The 23221-nt window shown below is 69.9% G+C and carries 17 protein-coding genes; 8 read left to right on the top strand and 9 right to left on the bottom strand.

Annotated features, from left to right (window positions below):
• Window positions 1-19 precede the first annotated feature (19 nt).
• Window positions 20-1576: a D-alanyl-D-alanine carboxypeptidase/D-alanyl-D-alanine-endopeptidase gene (dacB, locus tag ABZ928_RS51090; RefSeq protein WP_361536268.1), complete on the top strand. Its 1557-nt coding sequence runs from the start codon at window positions 20-22 to the stop codon at window positions 1574-1576.
• A 37-nt stretch (window positions 1577-1613) separates the two neighbouring features.
• Here dacB and ABZ928_RS51095 read toward each other — a convergent pair whose 3' ends face one another.
• The 7 genes from ABZ928_RS51095 to ABZ928_RS51125 form a co-directional block, all read right to left on the bottom strand.
• On the bottom strand, window positions 1614-4526 hold the full coding sequence (locus tag ABZ928_RS51095) for a glycoside hydrolase family 3 C-terminal domain-containing protein (protein WP_361536270.1): 2913 nt from the start codon (window positions 4524-4526) through the stop codon (window positions 1614-1616).
• A gap of 47 nt (window positions 4527-4573) precedes the next feature.
• Window positions 4574-5584: a LacI family DNA-binding transcriptional regulator gene (locus ABZ928_RS51100; protein ID WP_361536272.1), complete on the bottom strand. Its 1011-nt coding sequence runs from the start codon at window positions 5582-5584 to the stop codon at window positions 4574-4576.
• Window positions 5584-7833, bottom strand: coding sequence for an alpha-xylosidase (gene yicI / locus ABZ928_RS51105; RefSeq protein WP_361536274.1), 2250 nt, complete (start codon window positions 7831-7833; stop codon window positions 5584-5586). Before yicI ends, ABZ928_RS51100 begins: the two co-directional genes overlap by 1 nt.
• A 12-nt stretch (window positions 7834-7845) precedes the next feature.
• The gene (locus tag ABZ928_RS51110; protein WP_361536276.1) at window positions 7846-8670 is read right to left on the bottom strand and encodes a carbohydrate ABC transporter permease; all 825 of its coding nucleotides are present in this window, start codon (window positions 8668-8670) and stop codon (window positions 7846-7848) included.
• Window positions 8667-9620 carry a sugar ABC transporter permease gene (locus tag ABZ928_RS51115; RefSeq protein ID WP_361536278.1) on the bottom strand — a complete coding sequence of 318 codons (954 nt, stop codon included), beginning with the start codon at window positions 9618-9620 and terminating at the stop codon, window positions 8667-8669. The genes ABZ928_RS51110 and ABZ928_RS51115 overlap by 4 nt, the downstream gene beginning before the upstream one ends.
• Complete coding sequence (locus tag ABZ928_RS51120; RefSeq protein WP_361536280.1) at window positions 9617-10912, bottom strand: extracellular solute-binding protein; 1296 nt, start codon at window positions 10910-10912, stop codon at window positions 9617-9619. Before ABZ928_RS51120 ends, ABZ928_RS51115 begins: the two co-directional genes overlap by 4 nt.
• Window positions 10913-11296: 384 nt before the next feature.
• Window positions 11297-12565, bottom strand: coding sequence for an MFS transporter (locus ABZ928_RS51125; RefSeq protein ID WP_361536282.1), 1269 nt, complete (start codon window positions 12563-12565; stop codon window positions 11297-11299).
• 83 nt (window positions 12566-12648) lie between these two features.
• On the opposite strand from ABZ928_RS51125, the gene ABZ928_RS51130 reads away from it, so the two are divergent.
• From ABZ928_RS51130 to ABZ928_RS51145, 4 genes are all read left to right on the top strand, one after another.
• The gene (locus tag ABZ928_RS51130; protein WP_361536284.1) at window positions 12649-13620 is read left to right on the top strand and encodes a LysR family transcriptional regulator; all 972 of its coding nucleotides are present in this window, start codon (window positions 12649-12651) and stop codon (window positions 13618-13620) included.
• A 145-nt stretch (window positions 13621-13765) separates the two neighbouring features.
• Window positions 13766-14725: a hypothetical protein gene (locus ABZ928_RS51135; RefSeq protein ID WP_361536286.1), complete on the top strand. Its 960-nt coding sequence runs from the start codon at window positions 13766-13768 to the stop codon at window positions 14723-14725.
• Window positions 14725-16923, top strand: coding sequence for a glycosyltransferase (locus ABZ928_RS51140; RefSeq protein ID WP_361536288.1), 2199 nt, complete (start codon window positions 14725-14727; stop codon window positions 16921-16923). Before ABZ928_RS51135 ends, ABZ928_RS51140 begins: the two co-directional genes overlap by 1 nt.
• Complete coding sequence (locus tag ABZ928_RS51145; protein ID WP_361536290.1) at window positions 16920-18191, top strand: acyltransferase; 1272 nt, start codon at window positions 16920-16922, stop codon at window positions 18189-18191. The genes ABZ928_RS51140 and ABZ928_RS51145 overlap by 4 nt, the downstream gene beginning before the upstream one ends.
• A gap of 146 nt (window positions 18192-18337) precedes the next feature.
• Here the strand turns inward: ABZ928_RS51145 and ABZ928_RS51150 are convergent, their stop codons facing one another.
• Window positions 18338-18574: a helix-turn-helix transcriptional regulator gene (locus ABZ928_RS51150; RefSeq protein WP_361536292.1), complete on the bottom strand. Its 237-nt coding sequence runs from the start codon at window positions 18572-18574 to the stop codon at window positions 18338-18340.
• Window positions 18574-19200 carry a hypothetical protein gene (locus ABZ928_RS51155; RefSeq protein ID WP_361536294.1) on the bottom strand — a complete coding sequence of 209 codons (627 nt, stop codon included), beginning with the start codon at window positions 19198-19200 and terminating at the stop codon, window positions 18574-18576. The genes ABZ928_RS51150 and ABZ928_RS51155 overlap by 1 nt, the downstream gene beginning before the upstream one ends.
• Before the next feature lie 160 nt (window positions 19201-19360).
• Here ABZ928_RS51155 and ABZ928_RS51160 point away from each other — a divergent pair, with 160 nt between their 5' ends.
• From ABZ928_RS51160 to ABZ928_RS51170, 3 genes are all read left to right on the top strand, one after another.
• Window positions 19361-20260, top strand: a complete 900-nt coding sequence (locus tag ABZ928_RS51160; protein WP_361536296.1) for a hypothetical protein — start codon at window positions 19361-19363, stop codon at window positions 20258-20260.
• Window positions 20261-20453: 193 nt separating this feature from the next.
• The gene (locus ABZ928_RS51165; protein ID WP_361536298.1) at window positions 20454-21839 is read left to right on the top strand and encodes a nitrate/nitrite transporter; all 1386 of its coding nucleotides are present in this window, start codon (window positions 20454-20456) and stop codon (window positions 21837-21839) included.
• Window positions 21840-21962: 123 nt separating this feature from the next.
• Window positions 21963-23117 carry a uroporphyrinogen-III synthase gene (locus ABZ928_RS51170; protein WP_361536300.1) on the top strand — a complete coding sequence of 385 codons (1155 nt, stop codon included), beginning with the start codon at window positions 21963-21965 and terminating at the stop codon, window positions 23115-23117.
• The last annotated feature ends 104 nt before the right edge of the window (window positions 23118-23221 follow it).

Here is a 23221-nt window from a genome sequence, read left to right on the forward strand (position 1 = left end):
TCCGGAATGCTCGGCCGATATGAACTCCCATAGAGGCAAGTGGACTTGGGCCCTCACGGTGGCACTCGTCGCCGCCGTCCTCGGCCCCGGCGCGCAGGCCGGAGCGGACTCCGACCGTTCCGGCCTGCCCGAAGCCATCGACACCATCCTCGGGGACAGCCGGATGGAGGGCGGGGTCGCGAGTGTCGTCGTCGCCGACGCGGCGAGCGGTGAGGTGCTGTACCAGCATCTGCCGACCACTCGGCTGATGCCCGCCTCCAACACCAAGCTGCCCACCTCGGCCGCGGCGATGGAGATCCTCGGCCCCGACTACCGGTTCACCACCGATGTGCTGGCGGGCGGGCGGCGGTACGGGTCCGTGCTCCGCGGCGATCTCTATCTGCGCGGCACCGGCGACCCGACCCTGCTCGCCGCCGACTACGACGAGCTCGCCGCCCAGGTCGCCGCGTCCGGCGTCACCCGCGTCGAGGGGCGGCTGATCGCCGACGACACCCGGTTCGACGCGCAGCGGCTGGGGAGCGACTGGGCCAACGACGACGAGCCCTACTACTACGCGGCGCAGATCAGCGCGCTCAGCGTGGCGCCGGACACCGACTACGACACCGGGACCGTCATCGTGACGGTGGCGCCGGGCGCGGCGGCGGGGGACAAGCCCGTCGTCACCGTCACGCCCGACACCGACTACGTCCACATCGACCTGCGGGCCACGACGGTCGCCGCCGGGGGCGCGAACGACCTCACCGTCGAGCGTGCGCACGGCACCAATGACATTGTCGTCAGCGGTACGACGCCCGTGGGCGGCGCCGGTGCCAAGGAGTGGTCGACGGTGTGGGAGCCCACCGGATACGCGGCCGACGTCTTCCGCGCCGCGCTCGCCGACCACGGGGTCAAGGTCACCGGACCGACCCGGCCGGGACGCCAGACTCCGGCCACCGCAAGGCAGTTGGCCACGCATGACTCCATGCCGCTCAAGGACCTGCTCATCCCGTTCATGAAGCTCTCCAACAACATGCACGCCGAGATCCTCACCAAGGCCATGGGGTACGAGGTGTCGAAGCAGGGGAGTTGGAGCGCCGGGCTCGCCGCGATCAGCGGATACCTCAAGGGCGTCGGCGTCGATGTGACCAAGGTGCGCCAGGTCGACGGGTCGGGACTGTCGCGCAGGGACAACTTCCCCGCCACGCAGCTCGCGAAGCTGCTTCTCGCCGTGCGCGCCGAGCCCTGGTACGCGGAGTGGAAGCGCTCGTTGCCGGTCGCCTGCGATCCGGACCGGTTCGTCGGAGGCACCCTGCGGTCGCGGATGTGCGGGACGCCCGCCGCGCTCAACGCCCGTGCGAAGACAGGGTCGTTGACTGGGGCGTCCGGGCTTTCCGGGTACGTCACGGGCGCCGACGGACGTGAGTTGGTCTTCAGCATCGTCCTCAACAACTATCTGGCGTCCTCCGTGAAGCCGCTGGAGGACGCCATCGTGGTCACGCTCGCTAAGTCGACCGAGGAGGCCGCGACGCTGGTCGCGCCGAAGTCGGCCCGGGGCAGCGACCTAGAGTGCGCGTGGCGCAAGCCCGTGCTCTGTTAGGGAGCTTGAGACAACGGGCCTGCGCCACCCGGCCGACTCAGCGCAGACGGAACGTCGCCAGGCGCAGGCCCTCCCCCTTCAGCACCAGGTACACATCGGTACGGCCCTTCGCCGCCCGCGAGAGGTCGGCGGTCACCGTCTCATAGGCGTACGGCGATGAGGTGCCGCCGAAGTCCGCCGTACCGGCGAGGGTGCCGGTCGGAGAGCCGAGCCGGACCTCGATCGTGCCGGCGGAACCGGCCGCTCGGGCGGTGAACTTCGCCGCTCCCGAGGCGAGTTGGGCGTCCCCGAACTTCAGCCACGCCCCATCCGCCGTCACCCCCACCGCCGTACCGCGTTCCTTCGACTCGTCGACGAGGCGCGTGCCCTCGTAGTCGTCGAAGTTCTCGGCGCGGGTGGTGCGGGACAGGTCGCGGGCCGGGATGGTCTCGCCGGAGACCTGCCAGGTGGTGCGGGCGCGGATGTCGGCGGAGGAGGCGCCGACGAGGATGTCGTAAGTGCCGCTCTCCACCGTCCACTTGGAGCGGGTGACGTCCCAGTGGGCGAGGTCCTTCTTCGCCAGCTTCAACTTGACCGTCTTCGTCTCTCCCGGCTTCAGCGAGACCCGCTGGAAGGACTCCAGCTGCTTCAGGGGCTGCTTGTCGCGGGAGACGCGCTGGTGGGCGTAGAGCTGGACGACCTCGGCGCCGGAGCGGGCGCCGGTGTTGGTGACCTTCACCTCGTAGCCGCCGGGCACGGGCTTCAGGGAGCCGTAGCGGAAGGAGGTGTAGGAGAGGCCGTAGCCGAAGGGGTAGAGGGGGCTGCCCTTGAAGTACTGGTAGGTGCGGTCGGACTTGATGATGTCGTAGTCGAGGATCGACGGGAGGTCCGACTCGGCTCGGTACCAGGTCTGGGTGAGGCGCCCGGAGGGGTTGGCGTCGCCGTAGAGGAGGTCGGCGAGGGCGTTGCCGGTCTCCTGGCCCGCGTGGGAGGTCCACAGGAGGGCCGGGACGTCCTGCTGAAGCGAGCCGAGCGTGGTCGGATAGCTGTTCTCGACGATCACGACCGTCTTCGGGTTGGCCGCGCGCACCGCCTTGACCAGGGCTTCCTGTGCCGGTGCCAGGCTCATGTCGGTGCGGTCGTGGGCCTCGCGGCCGTTGATCGACGGGTTGGAGCCGACCACGACCACCGCCGCGTCCTTGCCCTTCACGGCGGCCACGGCCGCGTCGACACCGCTGCGGACGACGTCCTTGGTGTAGTGCGCGGCGGCGTCCTTGGCGACCAGGCCGAGCGTGCCGTCCGTGCCGGTGGGGCCGAGGTAGACGGGGTTGCCCCACCAGGATTCCTCGGTCTCGTAACCGGCGTAGCGCAGCAGGTAGGTGCCGTCCGGCTGCTCCTCCAGCTTGAACTGCTGCTGGGCGAACCAACCGCCGGGCTGGACCTGGTCGTTGACGAAGCTGGACCAGTTGTAGCCGACGTACTTGCCGTTGGCGGCGGAGCGCAGGGTGACCACGCCCGAGCCCCAGTCGAAGACGTCGAACTCCGTGGCCGCACCTGATCCGGCCGTCTCCTTCAGCGGCTCGCCGTCCGCGTCCGTGCCCGCCGTGACGTACTCGCCGGTCGCCGCGTTCTTCAGCGCGATCCGGTCGACGCCCTCGCTCTGCGCGACCTGGGAGACGCCGAGCTTGGCCGCGATCCCGTCGGCCGGTGTGACCTTGTACGGGAGCGTGCCCGAGTACCAGTCGCTGTAGAGGGTGTCGGCGAGCGGGCCGACCACGGCGACGTCCTTCGCGGACTTCTTCAGCGGCAGCGTGCCCGACTGGTTCTTCAGCAGCACCGCGCCCTCGGTCGCCGCCTCGCGCGCCAGCTTCTGATGGGCCGGGCTGTTGATGACGGACTTGTCGATCGAGCCGTACTTGCCGCCGCCCGGGTCGAATTCACCGAGCCGGACACGGACGGACAGGATGTGCCCGGCGGCGTCGTCGACATCGGACTCCTTCAACAGCCCTTGCTGAAGCGCCGAGTTGATCGCGCCCGTCGTCACCGACGAGTCCGCGTCGTTGTCCGTGAAGCTGTCGATACCGGCCTTCACGGCCGCCGCGTCGCCCTCCGTCACGCTCGGGTAGTACCGCTGGTCGCCGGGGAGGTTGCCGGGCGCGAAGGCGTCGGTGACGTTCAGCAGGTCGTACGAGGTCCACTTCCGCACGACCTCGTCGAGATCCGGATTCACCGTGTTCGGGCGGCCGTTGACCAGGTTGTACGAGGACATCACTCCCGTCGCCGCGTTCGCCTCGATCGCCGGTTTGAAGGCCGCCTCGTCGTACTCCTCGGCCACGCGCGGGCGCAGGTCGGAGGAGGTGGTGGTGCGGTGCCACTCGTTGTTGTTGGCGAGGTAGTGCTTGATGGTGGGGGCCGTCTTCAGATGGTCCGGGTCGCCGCCCGTCAGGCCCTCGCCGTACGCGGTCGACAGCGCGCCGGTGAGTTCGGGGTCCTCGCTGTAGCCCTCCTCGTTGCGGCCCCAGCGCGGGTCGCGGAGCAGATTCACCACCGGGGCCCAGAGGTTGAGGCCCCAGCCGGCCGGGCGTTCCTGCTGGAAGCCGCGCGCCTCGTCGCCGACGGCCGAGCCGACCTGTTCCATCAGGGCCGGGTCCCAGGTCGAGGCGAGCCCGATGGCCTGCGGGAAGACGGTGGTCTCGCCGAGCCAGGCGACGCCGTGCAGGGCCTCGGTGCCGGTGCGGAAGGACTGGATGCCCAGGCGGGGGATGGCGGGCTGGTACTGGTGAAGGAGGGAGATCTTCTCGTCGAGGGTCAGCCGGCCCAGCAGGTCGTCCACCCGCTGGTCCACGGTGAGGGAGGGGTCGCGGAAGGGGTACGTCTCCTCCGCGTGGGAGGGGACCGTGGCACCGAGCCCCGCGATCAGGGCCAGCGCCACGACCAAGGTGGTTCTCCTGCGTCTCTTGCTGCCTTTCATGTCACGGCTCCTTCAAGTAGGGCCTTGCACAGGGGCATCTGTGGGGCTCAGGGCGCGTTCCTCGGTGCCGTACTGGCGCGTTCCGTCATCCGCGGCGGCAGCAGCGTGGCCTCGGGGACCGACTTCTGGTCGAGCTTCTTCATCAGCAACTCCACGGCCCGGCTGCCGACTTCCGCCGACGGCAGGGCGACCGAGGTGACCGGGACGCGGAGGTTCTCGGCGAGTTCGTCGGGGCAGATGGCGGTGATCGAGAGGTCGGCGGGGACGCGCAGGCCGAGGCCCTCGAAGGCGTCGATCAGCGGTTCCAGGATCGCCTCGTTGTGGACGACGACCCCCGTCAACGCGGGCTGCTCGCGCAGCAGTTGCTCGGCGACCTCGCGGGCGGCGGCGGGCGCGGCCTCGCACGGGTGGACCGAGGAGGCGAGGCGCCCCCGGTCGGCGGCGGCGGTGAACCCCTGGACCACCCGCTGCGCGAACGCGGTCTGCCGGACGTACACCTCCGGCGGTGACCCCACCAACGCCACCACCCGGTGCCCGAGCCGCGCCAGATGCTCCACGCACGCCTCACCGGCCGCCTTGAAGTCGAGGTCGATACAGGTCAGCCCGTCCGCCTCCGCCGGGAAGCCGATCATCACCGACGGCCGGTCAAGGGAGCGCAGCAACGGCAGCCGGGGGTCGTCGAGTTGGACGTCCATCACGATCAGCGCGTCCACCAGCGCCGAGTCCGCGACCCGCCGCAGCCCGTCGTCGCCCTCCTCCTGGGTCAGCAGCAGGACGTCATGGTCGTACCGCCGTGCCGTCGTCACGACCGACACCGCGAACTGCATGACGACGGGGACGTGGATGCCGGTCCGTAAGGGCACCACCAGCGCGAGGACGTTGGAGCGACTGCTGGCCAGGGCGCGGGCGCCCGCGTGCGGCCGGTAGCCCAGTTCGCGGGCGGCGGCCTCGACGCGCCGCCGGGTCTCCTCGGAGATGGGGCGTTTGCCGCTGAGGGCGTACGACACCGTGCTGGGGGAGACCCCGGCGTGCCGGGCCACGTCAGTGATCTTCACCATCAGCCCAGCTCCACCGTGAGAAACCCGGTCCCGGCCTGCGCCCGCACGACCCGCTCCCCGGCCGCGAGCGCCCACGGCGCCGAGGGGTCGGCGCACGACGCCCGCAGCGTGTCCCCTTCGCGTACGACGGTGTAGGCCACGTCCCCGACCCGTACCGTCACCCGCGCGCCCCGCTCCAGGCCGTACGCGCGCAGCGTCACTCCGTCGGCGTGGTCGTAGTCGGGCCGGTCGGCCACCGCGCCCACCGGGATCACCGCGCCGGGCCGCACCAGCAGCGGCACACTGAGGAAGTCGTGCCGCTCCCGGACCCAGCGCGGGCCCGTGACCGTCTCGCCGCTCACGAAGTGGGTCCAGGTCCCCTCGGGCACGTAGTACGCCACGTCCCCGTCGTCGCTGAACACCGGCGCCACCAGCAGATCGGGCCCGAGCATGTACTGCCGCTCCAGATGCGCGCACCCGGGGTCGTCCGGGAACTCCAGGACCATCGCCCGCATGACCGGCGTGCCCTCGGTGTGGGCGGTGCGGGCGGCCTCGTACAGGTAGGGCATGAGCTGGAGCTTGAGGCGGGTGAAGTGCCGCAGCACGTCCACCGACTCCTCGTCGAAGAGCCACGGGACGCGATAGGACGAGCTGCCGTGGAGGCGGCTGTGGGAGGACAGGAGCCCGAACGCCAGCCAGCGCTTGAAGAGTTCGGGGGTCGGGGTCCCCTCGAAGCCGCCGATGTCATGGCTCCAGAACCCGAACCCGGAGAGGCCGAGCGACAGTCCGCCGCGCAGTGACTCGGCCATCGACTCGTAGGTCGCCTCGCAGTCGCCGCCCCAGTGGACCGGGAACTTCTGGCTGCCGGCCGTCGCCGAGCGGGCGAAGACGACCGCCTCCTCCTCGCCCCGCTGCTTGCGCAGGACGTCGAAGACCGTGCGGTTGTACAGGTAGGTGTAGTAGTTGTGCATCCGCTCCGGGTCGGAGCCGTCGGACCACTCCACGTCCAGCGGCACCCGCTCGCCGAAGTCGGTCTTGAAGCAGTCGACGCCCTGCGCGAGCAGCCCCTCCAGCTTCGACGCGTACCACTCGCGCGCCGCCGGGCTCGTGAAGTCCACGAACGCCATCCCCGGCTGCCAGTGGTCCCACTGCCAGACCCGCCCGTCCGGCCGTTTCAGCAGATGGCCGAGCGCCTTGCCCTCGGCGAAGAGCGGGGAGCGCTGGGCGATGTACGGGTTGATCCACACGCACACCCGCAGCCCCTTGGCCTTCAGCCGCTTGAGCATGCCCTCCGGGTCCGGGAAGACCCGGGGGTCCCACTCGAAGTCGCACCAGTTGTGCTCACGCATCCAGAAGCAGTCGAAGTGGAAGACGGAGAGCGGGAGTTCGCGCTCCCGCATGCCCTCGATGAAGGAGGTCACCGTCTCCTCGTCGTAGGAGGTGGTGAAGGAGGTCGACAGCCACAGGCCGAAGGACCAGGCGGGCGGGAGGGCCGGGCGGCCGGTGAGGGCGGTGTACTTGCGGAGGATGTCCTTCGGGGTCGGGCCGTAGATGACGTAGTACGTCAACTCCTGCGTCTCCGCGCTGAACTGCACCCGCGACACCGCCTCCGAGGCGACCTCGAAGGAGACCTTGCCCGGGTGGTCGACGAAGACGCCGTAGCCCGCGTCCGTGAGATAGAACGGGACGTTCTTGTAGGCCTGTTCGGTGGTCGTGCCGCCGTCGGCGTTCCAGATGTCGACGACCTGGCCGTTCTTGACCAGCGGGCCGAAGCGCTCGCCGAGGCCGTAGACCGAGGTGCCCACGGTGAGGTTGAGCTGCTCGCGCAGGTAGTGGCCGCCGGCCGCGTCCCGCATGATGCCCATGCTCTTGTGGCCGCTGCTGGTGAGGACCCGGCCCTGGGCGACGAAGTCGAGGTGCCAGGGCCCGGAGGCGGCGAAGCGGACCGAGAGGGCGCCGGAGGTCAGGGTCGCGTGGTCGTCGTCGTACGAGAGCTGCGCGGCCGGGTTGTCGGTGCCGATCTCGAACGCGGGGCCGGTCGGCTGTTCGCCCTCGAAGTGCGTGAACGTCACTCCCACGACGTCCGGCATCGGGGTGTGGGCGTTGATCGTCATGACGGGTCCCGTCATCAGGTCGCCGCGGCTGCGGATGGGCCGGGAGGGGGCGTGGATCTCCAGGCCGGACCCGGTGGGTGTGACATCGAGGACTTCGGCCGGGTGGTCCGCCGTGACGCCCTCGCGGAGCAGCCAGTAGCCGTCGGTGAACTTCATGTGGGGGGTCCCTTACTTCACGGCTCCCACGGCTATGCCGCGAGTGAGCGTTCGCTGGAAGAGGAGGAAGAAGACGATCGCCGGGAGGACACCGAGGAGGGCCGCCGCGTTGGTCATCGTGGCGTCCATCAGGCGCTGGCCCTGGAGGACGCCGAGGGCCACCGACACCGTCTGGTTGTCGTTGGAGATCAGCATGACCAGGGGGAGCAGGAACTCGTTCCACGTCCAGATGAAGAAGAAGACCATCAGCACACCGAGCGTGGGCCGGCTGACCGGAACGACGATCCGCCACAGGATCTGCCACTTGCTCGCGCCGTCGATCTTCGCGGCCTCGATGATCTCGCGCGGGAACTCGCCGAGCACGGAGGACAGGAGATACGTGCCGAACGCCGCCTGAATGACGGTGAACACGATGATCACGCTGAGCCTGGTGTCGTAGAGCCCGGCCTCCTTGCTCAGGTAGTAGATCGGGTAGACCAGCGCCTCCTGCGGCAGCATGTTCGCCAGGACGAAGAACGCCAGGACCCACGTGCGGCCCTTGATACGGCCGATGCCGATCGCGTACGCGTTGAGGACCGACAGGACCACCGCGAGGATCGCCACTCCGCCGCTGATCAGCACGGAGTTGAAGAGCTTCTGGCTGTAGTCGACCCGCTCCCAGAAGTCCTTGAGACCGTCCAGATAGAGGCCGTCGGGGAGGCTGAGCGGGCCGTTCTGGGAGTACTCCGTCGGCGACTTGACCGCGTTCATCGCCACGATCAGGAACGGCACGATCATGAACAGGGCGGCGACGCACAGGGCGATCAGTACGGGGTAACGGCGTAGCGCGGTGCTCATGCTCTCCCCTCCGCGCGGGTCTGGAGCTTCAGGCCGATCAGGGAGAGCGCCAGGATGATCACCGTGAGCACGGTGGAGATGGCGGCGCCGTAGCCGACCTGCGTCTTCTCGAAGAACGTGGTGAAGGAGAAGTAGGACGGCACGTTGGTCGCGCCTCCCGGGCCGCCCTTCGTCAGGACGTACACCGCGCCGAAGACCTTCAGCGCGGCGATCGTGCACCAGGTCAGGACGACGTAGATCTCCGGGCGGATCTGCGGCAGCGTGATGTGCCAGAACCGGCGCCACCAGCCGGCGCCGTCGAGTTCGGCGGCCTCGTAGAGCTGGGGGTCGACGCGCTGGAGTCCCGCCATGAAGACGACCAGCGGGAAGCCGAGCTGGACCCAGACCATCACGCCCATGACGCTGTAGAGGGCGATGTCGGGGTCGCCGAGCCAGTCCTGCTGCCAGCCGGCCAGGCCGATGGCCCTCAGGAGTGCGTTGAGGGAACCGTCGGTGGGGGCGAGGATCCAGCTCCAGACGATGCCCGCGACGGCGATCGGCAGGACCTGGGGGAGGTAGAAGCAGGCGCGGAGGACGGCTGTGATGCGGCTGCCGAAGTGCTTGCCGATGTAGTCGAACAGGGCGGCGGCGAGGACCAGTCCCACGGCGGTGGGTACGGCCGCCATCGCGACGACCATGAAGAGGCTGTGCCGGAAGGACGCCCAGAACTCCGCGTCGTCCATCAGCTCGCGGTAGTTGGCGAGCCCCGACCAGCTGGGGGAGCCCACGCCCTGCCAGTCCGTGAAGCTCACGTACGTGTTCATCACGAACGGCACGACGATGATCGCGAGGAACGCGAGGACACCGGGGAGGAGGAACAGGGCGTAGGAGTCACGGGGGCGGCGGTGCGGGTGACCGGCCTGGGGGTCCTTGCCGGTCACCCGTCCGCCTCGTTCGACGGTCACCGTCATTGCTTCGGCGCACCCTTGTCGTACGCGTCCTGCAAGGCGTCCAGATAGCCGTCCGGTTGCTCGCTGCTGGTGATCAGCTTCTGGGTCTCGGAGACGAGGACGTCGTAGTAGCCGGGCACCGGCCAGTCCGGGTAGAAGGCCAGGCCGTCGCGCTGCGAGAGCACGTTGAAGTTGTCGATGAGCGTCTTCGACTTCGCGTCGGTGATGGCGCTCGCGTCGGCGGCGACCGGGACACCGCCCTTGTTGCCGAGGAGGTTCTGGATCTTCTTCGACATGGTGATGTCGATGAAGTCGTACGCCAGCTTCTTGTTCTTGGCGCCCTTCGGCACGACCCACAGGTTGCCGCCGGAGCCGAGCGTGAGGTTCGAGTCGGGCCACAGGAACGTGCCCCAGTCGAACTTCGCCTCGTCGACGAAACGGCCGTACCACCAGCTGCCGGAGAAGAAGATCGGCGCCTTGCCCTGGATGAAGGAGACGCCCGCGTCCTCGGCCTTGGTGCTGGACGAGGTCTTGCTGATGTAGCCCTTCTTCACCCAGTCCGCGTAGGTGTCGGCAGCGTAGGTCCAGGCCGTGTCGTGGAAGTCGGTCTTGCCCTTGTACAGCTCGTACGAGTCGACCCAGGCGCGGTCCGCCTTCGACAGGGCGAGCTGGTAGAGGTACTGCTGGGCGGGGTACTCGGCGCCGGCGTTGGCGAGCGGGGTGACCTTGTTCTGGACGAACTTGTCCATGGCGGCGGTGAGTTCGTCGAACGTCTTCGGCTCGGCAATGCCGTACTTGGCGAAGAGGTCCTTGTTGTAGAACACCATCGTGTACTCGGCGTAGTTGGGGACGCCGTACCACTTGCCGGAGCCCATCACGCCGTTGGTGTCGTACACGCTGGTGGTACGGACACTGGCGCTGAGCTTCTTGTCCCAGCCGCGGGTGGTGGCCTCGCTCGTCAGGTCGGTGAGAAGCCCCTGCTTGGACAGGAGTCCCGCCGTCGCGTTGCCCTTGTTGTACTCCATCACGTCAGGGGCGTCGGAGGAGTTGAGGACCATCGGGGCGGTCTTCTGGATCTGCTCGAAGCCCTTCGCCTCGAACTCCACCTTCACGCCCGGGTGCGTGGCCTTGAACTCCTTGATCGCCTCGTCCCAGGCCTGGCCCATCGCGCTGTTCGGGGCCTCGTAGTGCCACAGCTTGAGCGTCTTGCCGTCCTCGGACGACCCGCTGTCCGAGTCTCCGCAGGAGGCCAGGAGCAGGGACCCGGAGAGGGCCACCGCCATCGCCATCACACGCCTTCGTGCCGTCAACATCCCGTGCCTCCAGGGAGGTTCGGAGCCGGATGGTTCTCGGGGGCGGCGTCACGCGCGGGTTCGACAGGTGTGCGTCGTCGAATCGATTCGATGCGTGACGTCGAAGCGCTTCGACGGGCGAAGGTATGTGCGGGCTGTGGGGGAGTCAATGGGGTGCGCGCGAATTGGGGCGGGGCCGGGTTTTCTTCGCCCCCGCCGCCCCTACCCGTCCCGTCCCTGGGGGCTGCCGCCCCCAGACCCCCGCTTCGGCCCTGAAGGGGCCTCGTCCTCAAACGCCGGACGGGCTGAAACAGCCCCTCCGGCGTTTGAGGAGCGGGGTCTGGGGCGGAGCCCCAGAAGGATGGGAACGGGTAGGGGCGGCGGGGGCGAGAAAAGCCACCGCGCTCAACTCCGCGCCACCCGCCCCAGCACGACCACCGCCACCGCCACCGCCCCCGCAGCCACCGGCACCCCGAACCCCGCCACCGTCGACACCCGCTCCGCCATCCACCCCCCGACCGCGCTTCCCCCGGCGATTCCGCCGAGCAGCCCGGTCACCGCGAGCGTCATGCCCTCGTTGAGGCGGCCCTCCGGCGTCCGCTCCTGGATCAGCGTCATCCCGGTCACCATCGTCGGCGCGGTGGCCATCCCCGCGATCAGCAGCGCCCCCGCGAGGACGACCAGCGACCCGGTCAGCGACGCGGCGAGCAGTGGCAGAGTCATCAGCGCGGTCATCGCGGCGACACACCAGGGGTAGCGGTCCTCCGCCGACCCGCCCGGCCGCCACGCCCCGTACAGCAGCCCGGCCACACACGAACCGCCCGCCTGGAGCCCGAGGACGACACCGGCCGCCGACCGGTACCCCTGTGCGTCCGCGAACGCGATCGTGACGACCTCCATGGAGCCGAACACCGCGCCCATCGCGAGGCAGACGAGGAGGAGGGGAGGGATGCCGGGGGCGCGGAGCGGGGGCTTGGTCTTCGTGGACGTCCTGGACGCCCTGGACGCCGGCGGCTCCGTCGACCGCTGCGCCGCGAACACCACCATCCCCGTCACCAGCAGCGCGACCCCGGCCAACGTCCCCGCCTCCGGGAACAGGGCCCCGCAGAGCAGCGCCGCCAGCACCGGCCCGGCCATGAAGCACAGCTCGTCCGCCGCCTGCTCGAAGGAGTTCGCGGTGTGCAGCGACTTCTCGTCGCCCCGCAGCAGATACGCCCACCGCGCCCGGGACATACCGCCGATGTTCGGCGTCGTCGCGGTGGCGGCGTACGCGGCGAACAGGGTCCAGGCCGGGGCGCCGGAGTGCACGCACAGCACCAGGCCGAGCGAGCCCAGCGCGGCGAGCAGCGTGGCCGGTACGGCGACCCGCGCCTGCCCGTACCGGTCGATGAGCCGTGCCGTCCAGGGCCCGGCCAGCGCGGTCGCCGCGAGGCCGGTCGCACTGACGGCGCCGGCGAGGGCGTACGAGTCCCGGGCGGCGGCGATCATGATGATCGCGCTCATGCTGAACATGCCCATGGGGAGACGGGCCAGGAGATTTCCGAACGTGAACGCCCGGGTGCCGGGGTGGGTGAACAGACGGCGGTAGGGGCCGGGGGTTCTCTCCTTGAGGCGCGGGCTGAAGTCGACGGCGACGAGCATGTCTCCGGTTGTCGTGAACATGGGTTGCGGCATGCGTCCACCGTCGCCCGGCGGTGATCACGGGGTCCAACACCTAATCGGTGGGCATTCACGCACTCCCGTTGTAAGTTCGCCGGATGCCCGCGCCCACCCACCTCGACCCCCGCCTCCTGCGCGCCTTCCTCGCCGTCGCCGAGGAACTGCACTTCACCCGCGCCGCGACCCGGCTCTACGTCGCCCAGCAGGCGCTCAGCAGGGACGTACGGCGGCTGGAACGGGAGCTGGGCGCCGAACTCTTCGTACGGACCACCCGGCAGGTGACGCTGACGGCGGACGGGGAGCGGCTGGTGCCGCACGCGCGGCGGGTCCTTGAGGCGCAGGATGCGTTGGTCGCCGCCTTCGGGCAGGTCAGGCCGCTGCTCGTCGACCTCAACTCGCCCGGTCTCGGCACCGGCCGCCGGGTGCTGCACCGGGCCCGTGAACTCGCCCCCGAGCAGGAGCTGATGGCCCGCTACGAGAGCGGTCTGACGGGCGCCGCCGCCGAGGTGCTGGCGGGGCGCCTCGACGCCTCCTTCGGCCGGTACGCGGGGCTCGCCCCGGCGCTGCGGGCGGGGCTCGACCATCAGCTCGTCCGGCTCGAACCCATGGCCGTCGTGCTGCCCGAGGACCACCGGCTGGTGGCGCTCGACGCGGTACCGCTGGCCGAGCTGGCGGGGGAGTCGGTGTACGCGGGGGCCGGGAATCCGCGGACGCCGGAGTGGACCGGCCTCGCGCGCGAGCTGTTCGAGGGGCGGGGGATCGAGGTCGCGTCGCCCGCGCCGCTCGCGGTAGGTGACGAGGAGTTCCAGCGGATCATGGCCAAGACCCGGAACCCGATCCTCGCCGTGGTGGACTTTCCGGCCATGCCCTCGACCGTGCTGCGGCCGTTGATCGATCCCGTGCCCATGTCACCCGTGTCACTGGTGTGGCGGAAGGGGCTGGTGCACCCCGGAATCGACGCCCTTCGACAGGCGGCGAACGAGCTCTCGGCCGCCGAGGGATGGCTGCGGAGGCCCGCCGAGGGATGGATTTCGGCCACCGATAAGAAGATCATGAATGTCCACAAGTGACACACGGCAAACACACCCGCCTCGCGTGCGCTACATTCGTGGCCTGAGCACGGTGTGGTAAAGGGGGCGCTCGGACCGGGTGGGGGCTCGGTTCGGCGGCGGGTGCTCGGAGCCGTCAGCGCACCCAGAACTGTCCCGTGGGGGGATGTGCGTGCGCGAAAACAGTTGGCGGGAAGACGCCCAACCGGAATGGCCCGAGGTGGCCTCCGGGACTCGGGGAATCCCAGCTTCGGGGGACCGGACCCAGGCGTTCCCGGACACGAGAGGAACGGAAGTCCTGTCGTCGTCCGCGGACGAGACGACGGTGCTGCCGAAGGCGAGCCCCGCCGTCCCCTCCTTCAGCGACCCCTGGGCGCCGTCCGGTGCCGTCGGTGGCAACACCCACGATCCGCACGCCCACGATCCGCACACCCATGACCCGCACGAGGTGACCGTCCAGCTGGACGCCGTCGCGCTGCGGGCCGACGGGCGGATCGAGGGCCAGGACGGCGGCAACGCCCCCGACGGGTCCGACGGTCCGGTGTTCGTCGACGAGTCCGGCCGCAGAAGCCGCAGATTCCGCCGCATCGGCATCTTCGTCGGCATCGCCTGCGCGATCTACGCCGTCGTCATCCTCGGCACCCTGCTGTCCGGCAACTCCAACGCGCCGTGGCTGCCGGTACCGGGCCAGGGCGAGGGCAAGGAGGCCGGCCAGGTCGACAACTCACCGCTGCCCGACCAGTCGGTCCTGCCCAGCGGCGCCGACAGCGTCTCACCGGGTGTCTCGCCGTCCGTCAGCGACGGTACGACGCCGTCGGCGGGCGCCTCCGCGACCGCGCCCGGCGCCTCCGCGACCGCCGGGAACCCGGGCAGCAGCACCGACCCCGAGCCGACGGCCACGAAGACCACCTCGGGCACGGGCAGCGACCCCACCCCCGACCCCGAGCCCAGCACCCCGGTCACGAGCACCCCGGCCGAGCCGACACCCACCGAGGACTCCACGCCCGACCCGACCGGGACCCCGGTCGGCGACAGCGCGGGCACCGGCACCGACACGGTGGCCGACAGCGCGAACGACACCGCGACCGTCGGCGCCACGACCCCGCCCCCGGAGAACACCGTCTGATGGCAACCCGCACCCGCCGTCCCGGGGCCGCGCCGCGCGCCCGTGACGCCTCCCGGCGTCGCCTGCCCATGCGCCTGCTGCTGCCCTGCCTGCTGCTCGTCGCCCTCATGGCGATGCTGATGCTGCGCGGCTACGTCCACAGCGAGATCCTCGCCGACCACCGCGTCCAGGCCCCCGCCTCCTCCGACAAGGTCCCGGAGAAGATCCTGGAGGGCGGCCCGGTCATCGACACCCGCAGCGGCCGCACCCAGAGCCTGAGCCTGCGCGACCACCGGCTCGTCCTCACCTTCGACGACGGCCCGGACCCGGAGTGGACCCCGAAGGTCCTCGACGTCCTCAAGAAGCACCACGCGCACGCGGTCTTCTTCGTCACCGGCACCATGGCCTCGCGCTACCCGGACCTGGTCCAGCGCATGGTCCACGAGGGCCACGAGGTCGGACTGCACACCTTCAACCACCCCGACCTCTCCTACCAGTCGAAGAAGCGCATCGACTGGGAGCTGTCCCAGAACCAGCTGGCGATCTCCGGCGCGGCCGGCATCCGCACCTCGCTGTTCCGGCCGCCGTACTCCTCCTTCGCCGACGCCATGGACAACAAGTCCTGGCCGGTCACCGAGTACATCGGCACCCGCGGCTACATCACCATCGTCAACAACACCGACAGCGAGGACTGGCGCAAGCCCGGCGTCGAGCAGATCATCCGCAACGCCACCCCCAAGGGCGGCAAGGGCGCGATCGTCCTGATGCACGACTCCGGCGGCGACCGCCACCAGACCGTGCAGGCCCTCGACAAGTTCCTGCCCCAGCTGAAGGCCAAGGGCTACGAGTTCGACAACCTCACCGAGGCCCTCGGCGCCGCCAGCGCGCACACCCAGGTCACCGGTGTCGAGCTGTGGAAGGGCAAGGCCTGGGTCTTCCTGGTCGGCGCCTCCGACAACATCACCGCCGTCCTGGTCGTCGGCCTCGCGATCATCGGCTTCCTCGTCATCAGCCGCTTCGTCCTGATGCTGCTGCTCTCCGGCGTCCACGCCCGCAGGGTCCGCCGCCCCGGCTTCCGCTGGGGCAACCCGGTCTTCGAACCGGTGTCGGTGCTCGTGCCGGCGTACAACGAGGCCAAGTGCATCGAGAACACCGTCCGTTCGCTGATGGCGAGCGAGCACCCCATCGAGATCATCGTCATCGACGACGGGTCCAGTGACGGGACCGCGAGGATCGTCGAGGCGATGGGCCTGCCGAACGTCAAGGTGGTCCGCCAGCTCAACGCGGGCAAGCCCGCCGCCCTCAACCGCGGTCTGGCCAACGCCCGTTACGACATCATCGTGATGATGGACGGCGACACGGTCTTCGAACCCGCCACCGTCCGCGAACTCGTCCAGCCCTTCGGCGACCCGCGCGTGGGCGCCGTCGCGGGCAACGCCAAGGTCGGCAACCGGAACTCCCTCATCGGCGCCTGGCAGCACATCGAGTACGTGATGGGCTTCAACCTCGACCGCCGGATGTACGACATCCTGCGCTGCATGCCGACGATCCCGGGCGCGGTGGGAGCCTTCCGCCGCAGCGCCCTCGAACGGGTCGGCGGCATGAGCGACGACACGCTCGCCGAGGACACCGACATCACCATGGCGATGCACCGCGACGGCTGGCGCGTCGTCTACGCCGAGAAGGCCCGCGCCTGGACCGAGGCACCGGAGACGGTCCAGCAGCTCTGGTCCCAGCGCTACCGGTGGTCGTACGGCACCATGCAGGCGATCTGGAAGCACCGCAAGGCGGTCGTGGAGAAGGGCCCGTCGGGCCGCTTCGGCCGCGTCGGCCTGCCGCTGGTCGCGCTCTTCATGGTCGTGGCCCCGCTGCTGGCCCCGCTCATCGACGTCTTCCTCATCTACGGCCTGGTCTTCGGCCCGACCGAGAAGACGATCGTGGCCTGGCTGGGCGTCCTCGCGATCCAACTGGTCTGCGCGGCCTACGCCTTCCGGCTCGACCGGGAGAAGATGACCCACCTCATCTCGCTGCCCCTCCAGCAGATCCTCTACCGACAGCTCATGTACGTCGTCCTGCTCCAGTCCTGGATCACGGCCCTCACCGGAGGCCGGCTGCGCTGGCAGAAGCTGCGGCGCACCGGTGTCGTCGGCGCGCCCGGCGGTCAGGTGCCCAACCAGCGCTCCCGCAGTGGCAGCAGTGATCGGAGGCCGGTGGGATGACCCACGGACCCACGCAGTCGTCGTACGGCGTTCCGCCCCAGTGGACCCCGGAACCGGTACAAGCACCGGCGCAGGGACAGGCACAGGAGCCGGCACCGGCACCCGCGCCCGCCGCGCCGAAGAAGCCGGGCCGTGACCGCTATCTGGATCTGCTGCGCTCGATAGCCCTGGTCCGGGTGGTCGTGTACCACCTGTTCGGCTGGGCCTGGCTGACCGTGCTGTTCCCCTCCATGGGCGTGATGTTCGCGCTCGCGGGCTCGCTGATGGCGCGCTCGCTGAACCGTCCGGCGTGGGGTGTGATCAGGGGCCGCGTCCGGCGTCTGCTGCCGCCGCTCTGGGTGTTCAGCGCGGTGGTGCTGACGCTGATGTTCGCGGGCGGCTGGGACCTGTCGAAGGACCCGGACCACAGCGGGTTCTGGGGCCTGGTCGAGATGGTCAACTACGTCATCCCGTTCGGCGCGCCGCCCTTCCCGTGGAGCATCGGCTCCCAGTCCGGGCTCCTGGAGAACACCTGGGCGGTGCAGGCGGCGGGCGTGCTCTGGTACCTCCGCGCCTACCTCTGGTTCGTGATCGCCTCCCCGCTGCTGCTGTGGGCGTTCCGCCGGGCGCCGTGGCCGACGCTGCTGGCCCCGCTGGGCCTGACGGCGATCGTCGGCACCGGCCTGGTGACCATCCCGGGCGAGACCGGCAACGCGGTCTCGGACTTCGCGGTCTACGGCGGCTGCTGGGTCCTCGGCTTCGCCCACCACGAGGGCGTGCTGGCGAAGGTCCCGCGCTATGTCGCCGTCTCCTGCTCGACCCTGCTGATGGCCTTCGGCCTGTGGTGGGCCTCGGGCCATCTGGGTCCGGACGGCTGGGACCTGAACGACATCCCGCTGGCCCAGGCCACCTGGTCCTTCGGTTTCGTCGTCATCCTTCTCATCTACTCGCCCTCATGGCAGGAGCTGCCGGGCCGGCTGGCCAAGTGGGACAAGCTGGTGACCCTGTCCAACAACCGCGCGGTCACCATCTACCTGTGGCACAACATGCTGATCATGGCCACGGTCCCGATCCTCGACCGGCTGTACGACCTCCCCTTCATGGAGAGCGAGCGGGCGACGTCCGCCCTCGACTCGACGTACATGATCTGGATGTTCTTCCTGGTCTGGCCGCTCATCGGGCTCGTCATCCTCGGCGTGGGCTGGATCGAGGACCTCGCGGCGAAGCGGAAGCCCCGGCTGTGGCCGAACGGCACGAAGAAGCGGGCACGGTCGGGCCACCGGGCCTGACCGCGCCCGCCGGGCCGGCCAGGTCAGCGGCTCAGGCTGCGCTTGAGCCAGAGGGCGACGCCGACGACCAGGGCGATCGTGGCGGCGGCGTAGATCGTGAAGGCGACGGCCGTGGTGGTGTCCATGGTGCCGAACATGCGGGTCTCCTAGTTGTTGTGTGGGCGGTAGCTGAGTACGTCTCCCGGCTGGCACTGCAGGACTTCGCAGATCCGGGTGAGGGTGGTGAAGCGGATCGCCTTGGCGCGGCCGTTCTTGAGGACGGACAGGTTGACGTTGGTGACGCCTACGCGCTGGGCGAGTTCGGTGACGGTCATGCCGCGCTCGCTGAGGAGCCGGTCGAGATGGACCTCGATGTCATGGCCGTCGTCTTCGTCGGTTGCCATCAGACGACTCCTTCGAGGTCTTCGCGCATGGTCACGCCGGCGCGGGTGATCCGGGCGAAGGTCAGCAGGCCGAGGGCGGTGAAGACGGCCAGGTAGGGGGTGGACCACAACTCCAGCCAGATGTCCGCGGTGAAGTCCACGGGCTTGGCCAGGTCCGCCAGCAGCGCCGTCCTGGCGGTCACCTCGGCGGCCTCGACGACCAGGCTCCCGACGAGCAGCCACCAGCCGAGCAGACGGAGCCCGGACGCGGTCCGGTGGGTGTAGATGCCGTCCCGTGCCGCTCCCTGGAGGAGTCTGTGGAGCAGGAAGAGGCTGCTGAGCAGCAGCAACGTCGTGGGGATGCTGCCGAGTTCGTTCAGGAAGCGCAGTCCGGCGCCGGGGTCGTCGGCGCAGTAGCGGGCGATCGCGTCGGCGCCCGCGCCGCTCTCGGGGGAGCCGAATCCGTCGATCGGGACCGAGAGGGTGTTCGTCTCGTTGGCGATGCAGACGACTCGGCTGCCCCAGCTGCCCCGGTAGAGCGAGAGGAGCAGCCCCGCCGTCGTGAGGCCCAGCAGGAGGCGCAGCACTATGGACACGACCGAGGCCAGTGGTTCGAGTGTCTTGCGGTCTTCGGTGGTCGTGGTCATGGTTCCCCCGTGGCCTTATCGATTGTCGTTGTTATCGAGAAACGATGTTATCGAGAAACGATAAGGCCCGCAAGAGCCCCTGTCCGAGCGCCGCAAGACCGTGCGAAACTGCCTGAGTTGCGCAAGTGAACGGGGTGGCCCGGGTGGGGAGTGGTCGGCTGTGAGTAAGCGGCAGGTGCAGAAGATGCTGCGGTTGATGGCCGGCGGCGAGCCCGTGGAGCTCACCAGCCCGATGGCCTCGGTGAAGAAGCTCGCCCGGCTCGCCTTCACCGCGCAGCAGTTCGGGTACGAGTACGCCGACGTCCGGCAGAGCGGCGGCCGTAACAACGCCCTCGTCATGCTGCTCGTCCCGGACCCCAGCCCGCAGGCCCGCGCCCGGGCCGCGCAGAACTGGGCCCAGTACCCGAACGCCGGCGACGGGGTCTCCGTACCGCCTCTCATCCCCGACGCCTTCGAACTCCTCAAGGCCCGCATCAACTTCGACCTCACCGGTCAGGCCAAGAAGCGCCTGGGGTACGCCGTCGTCGGCGCCAGCGTCGCGTCGCTGATCCTCGCCTACCGGTTCGGCGGCCAGTCCGACGACTTCATCGCCGCGGCCGTCATCTGGGTCGTGCTCATGGCGGTCATCGGCATCGGCTTCCTCGTCAACGGCAAGCGCAACGTCAAGTTCGCCGCCCGGCTCCAGGCCGCCGGCTTCACGCCGGTGACGGACGAGACCGGCCGGGTGCGCTATCTGCCGCCGGGCGCACAGGTACCGGGACAGGCCAACCCCTTCGCCGCCGGGCCGTACGGCCACCAGCCGCCGTCACCGCAGCAGCAGCCCCAGGCGTACGGACAGCAGCAGCCGCAGGCGTACGGGCAGCCGCAGCCCTACGGCTATCCGCAGCAGGCTCCCGGACCGTACGGCCAGCAGCCCGCACCCCAGCAGCCCTACGCGCAGCCCCAGCAGCCCTACGGTCAGCCCCCGCAGCCGTACGCGCAGCCCCCGCAGCAGCCCTACGGCCAGCCGCAGCCGCCCTACCCCCAGCAGAACCCGAACTGGCAGTCACCTCAGCGTTGAGCAGGTCGTCGCGCTGAGCTGTTCGTAACAAAGAGCCGCAAGTACCTCTCATCCCGCCCTCGCGCGGGGTGAGAGCAAAGTTCCTTCGCGGTCACCCGGTGCCACAGTCAGGAAACGCGCCCTCCCTACCTTCGGGACATCCGCTCATCAAGCAGCACGGCAGCAGCGAGCCCCGTAGCCCCGTGGAGGCGCAATGACAGCCCCTAGCACCGTCCCCGCACCCCCGAGCAGGGGCAGTCGCTGGATCCAGCGGTGGGATCCGGAGGACGAGACCTTCTGGAACGAGACCGGAGAGAAGGTCGCCCGCCGCAACCTGTTCTTCTCCGTCCTCTCCGAGCACATCGGCTTCTCGATCTGGACCATGTGGTCCGTGCTGGTCCTGTTCATGGGTCCGGAGTACGGGCTCACCCCGGCGGACAAGTTCCTGCTGACCTCGATGGTCACCCTGGTCGGCGCCGTCGTCCGCGTCCCCTACACCTTCGCCGTCGCCCTCTTCGGCGGCCGTAACTGGACGATCGTCTCGGCCGGTCTCCTGCTCGTCCCGACCATCGCCGCGTTCACCGTGATGGAGCCCGGGACCAGCTTCAACACCTTCCTCCTCGTCGGGCTCCTCGCCGGCATCGGCGGCGGCAACTTCGCCTCCTCCATGACCAACATCAACGCCTTCTTCCCGCTGCGGAAGAAGGGGTGGGCGCTCGGCCTCAACGCGGGCGGCGGCAACATCGGCGTACCGGTCATCCAGCTGATCGCGCTCGCGGTCATCGGCGCGAGCGGCGGACCCCGAGTGCTCCTGGGCATCTACATCCCGCTGATCGTCGTCGCCGCCGTCCTCGCCGCGCTCTACATGGACAACCTGGCGACCGTGAAGAACGACACCGGCGCCGCCAAGGACGCCGCGAAGGACGCCCACACCTGGATCATGTCATTCCTCTACATCGGCACCTTCGGCTCCTTCATCGGCTACGCCTTCGCCTTCGGCCAGGTCCTCCAGGTCCAGTTCGGCCGTACGCCGCTCCAGGCCGCCTACCTCACCTTCATCGGCCCGCTGCTCGGCTCCCTGATCCGCCCGCTCGGCGGCTGGCTCGCCGACAAGTACGGCGGTGCCCGGATCTCCCTCTACAACTACGTCGGCATGGCCGCCGCGACCGGTGCGCTGGTCTGGGCGAGCTCGGAGAAGTCGCTGCCGCTGTTCGTCACGGTCTTCGTCGCCCTCTTCGTCCTCAGCGGACTGGGCAACGGGTCGACGTTCAAGATGATCCCCGGCATCTTCCAGAACAAGGCGCTCGCCAAGGGGCTCCAGGGCGAGGAGGCCGCCGCGTACGGCCGCCGGCTCTCCGGTGCCTCCATGGGCCTGATCGGCGCGGTGGGCGCGCTCGGCGGTGTCGGGATCAACCTGGCCTTCCGCCAGTCCTTCCTCAGCAGCGGCTCCGGCACCGGCGCCTTCGCGGTCTTCCTCGCCTTCTACGCGGCCTGCTTCCTGGTCACCTGGGCTGTATACCTTCGCCGCAGCACGGCGCCGGTTCCGGCCGCGACGGCCGCATCCGAGGAGAAGCCGCAGCTCAGCTACGCCGAGGTGTGACGTAACACCGGCGACATCAAGCCGAACCGAGCCTGTCACGCGCCGTTGACAGGCTCGATCGGCATGCAGGTGCCGTCACACGCCGTGTAGGTGCAAACGACTCGAGTGCGGGACGAGAGTTATATGTACGACGAACAGCAGCGACCAGAAGAACACGGCCCCCTGGCCGGCTTCACGGTGGGCGTGACCGCCGCGCGCCGGGCCGACGAGCTGGGCGCACTGCTGCAGCGACGGGGAGCCGCCGTCCTGCACGCACCTGCCCTGCGGATCGTGCCGCTCTCCGACGACAGCGAGCTGCTCGCCGCGACCAAGCAGGTCATCGACGACGTACCGGACATCGTGGTCGCCACGACCGCGATCGGGTTCCGGGGCTGGATCGAGGCCGCGGACGGATGGGGTCTGGGTGAGGACCTGCTGGACCGGCTGCGCGGTGTCGAACTGCTCGCCCGCGGCCCCAAGGTCAAGGGCGCGATCCGTGCCGCCGGGCTGACGGAGGAGTGGTCGCCGTCGTCGGAGTCGATGGCGGAGGTGCTGGACCGGCTCCTGGAGGAGGGCATAGAGGGCCGCCGTATCGCGATCCAGCTGCACGGCGAACCGCTGCCCGGTTTCGTGGAGGCGCTGCGGGCCGGGGGAGCGGAGGTGCTGGGGATCCCGGTCTACCGGTGGATGCCGCCGGAGGACATCGGCCCGGTGGACCGCCTGCTCGACGCGACCGTCTCCCGCGGCCTGGACGCGCTCACCTTCACGAGCGCCCCGGCCGCGGCCTCCCTGCTGAACCGGGCGGAGGAACGGGGCCTGCTCCCCGAGCTGCTGGCCGCCCTCAACCACGATGTCCTGCCGGCCTGCGTGGGCCCGGTGACGGCCCTCCCGCTCCAGGCCCGCGGCGTCGACACGGTCCAGCCCGACCGCTTCCGCCTCGGCCCGCTCGTCCAGCTCCTCTGCCAGGAACTTCCCAGCCGGGCGCGCTCCTTGCCCATCGCCGGGCACCGGGTCGAGATCCGGGGCCACGCGGTTCTGGTCGACGGGGCGCTGCGGCCCGTACCGCCCGCCGGGATGTCGCTGCTGCGCGCGCTGTCCCGGCGGCCGGGGTGGGTGGTCGCCCGCTCGGAGCTGCTGCGGGCGCTGCCGGGCGCGGGCCGGGACGAACACGCCGTCGAGACGGCGATGGCCCGCCTCCGCACGGCACTCGGCGCCCCGAAGCTGATCCAGACGGTCGTGAAGCGGGGGTACCGGCTGGCACTGGACCCGGCGGCGGACGCCAAGTACGCGGACGCGTGAGCCCAGGGCTTTTCTCGCCCCCGCCGCCCCTACCCGTCCCGTCCTTCTGGGGCTCCGCCCCAGACCCCGCTCCTCAAACGCCGGAGGGGCTGAGAAACCCAGCC

Source organism: Streptomyces sp. NPDC046909 (assembly GCF_040644695.1).
GTDB lineage: Bacteria > Actinomycetota > Actinomycetes > Streptomycetales > Streptomycetaceae > Streptomyces.

Coding starts and splice junctions, on each gene's coding strand:
- dacB (WP_361536268.1), top strand. CDS start 20: ATGAACTCCCATAGAGGCAAGTGGACTTGGGCCCTCACGGTGGCACTC.
- ABZ928_RS51095 (WP_361536270.1), bottom strand. CDS start 4,526: ATGAAAGGCAGCAAGAGACGCAGGAGAACCACCTTGGTCGTGGCGCTG.
- ABZ928_RS51100 (WP_361536272.1), bottom strand. CDS start 5,584: ATGGTGAAGATCACTGACGTGGCCCGGCACGCCGGGGTCTCCCCCAGC.
- yicI (WP_361536274.1), bottom strand. CDS start 7,833: ATGAAGTTCACCGACGGCTACTGGCTGCTCCGCGAGGGCGTCACGGCG.
- ABZ928_RS51110 (WP_361536276.1), bottom strand. CDS start 8,670: ATGAGCACCGCGCTACGCCGTTACCCCGTACTGATCGCCCTGTGCGTC.
- ABZ928_RS51115 (WP_361536278.1), bottom strand. CDS start 9,620: ATGACGGTGACCGTCGAACGAGGCGGACGGGTGACCGGCAAGGACCCC.
- ABZ928_RS51120 (WP_361536280.1), bottom strand. CDS start 10,912: ATGTTGACGGCACGAAGGCGTGTGATGGCGATGGCGGTGGCCCTCTCC.
- ABZ928_RS51125 (WP_361536282.1), bottom strand. CDS start 12,565: ATGCCGCAACCCATGTTCACGACAACCGGAGACATGCTCGTCGCCGTC.
- ABZ928_RS51130 (WP_361536284.1), top strand. CDS start 12,649: ATGCCCGCGCCCACCCACCTCGACCCCCGCCTCCTGCGCGCCTTCCTC.
- ABZ928_RS51135 (WP_361536286.1), top strand. CDS start 13,766: ATGTGCGTGCGCGAAAACAGTTGGCGGGAAGACGCCCAACCGGAATGG.
- ABZ928_RS51140 (WP_361536288.1), top strand. CDS start 14,725: ATGGCAACCCGCACCCGCCGTCCCGGGGCCGCGCCGCGCGCCCGTGAC.
- ABZ928_RS51145 (WP_361536290.1), top strand. CDS start 16,920: ATGACCCACGGACCCACGCAGTCGTCGTACGGCGTTCCGCCCCAGTGG.
- ABZ928_RS51150 (WP_361536292.1), bottom strand. CDS start 18,574: ATGGCAACCGACGAAGACGACGGCCATGACATCGAGGTCCATCTCGAC.
- ABZ928_RS51155 (WP_361536294.1), bottom strand. CDS start 19,200: ATGACCACGACCACCGAAGACCGCAAGACACTCGAACCACTGGCCTCG.
- ABZ928_RS51165 (WP_361536298.1), top strand. CDS start 20,454: ATGACAGCCCCTAGCACCGTCCCCGCACCCCCGAGCAGGGGCAGTCGC.
- ABZ928_RS51170 (WP_361536300.1), top strand. CDS start 21,963: ATGTACGACGAACAGCAGCGACCAGAAGAACACGGCCCCCTGGCCGGC.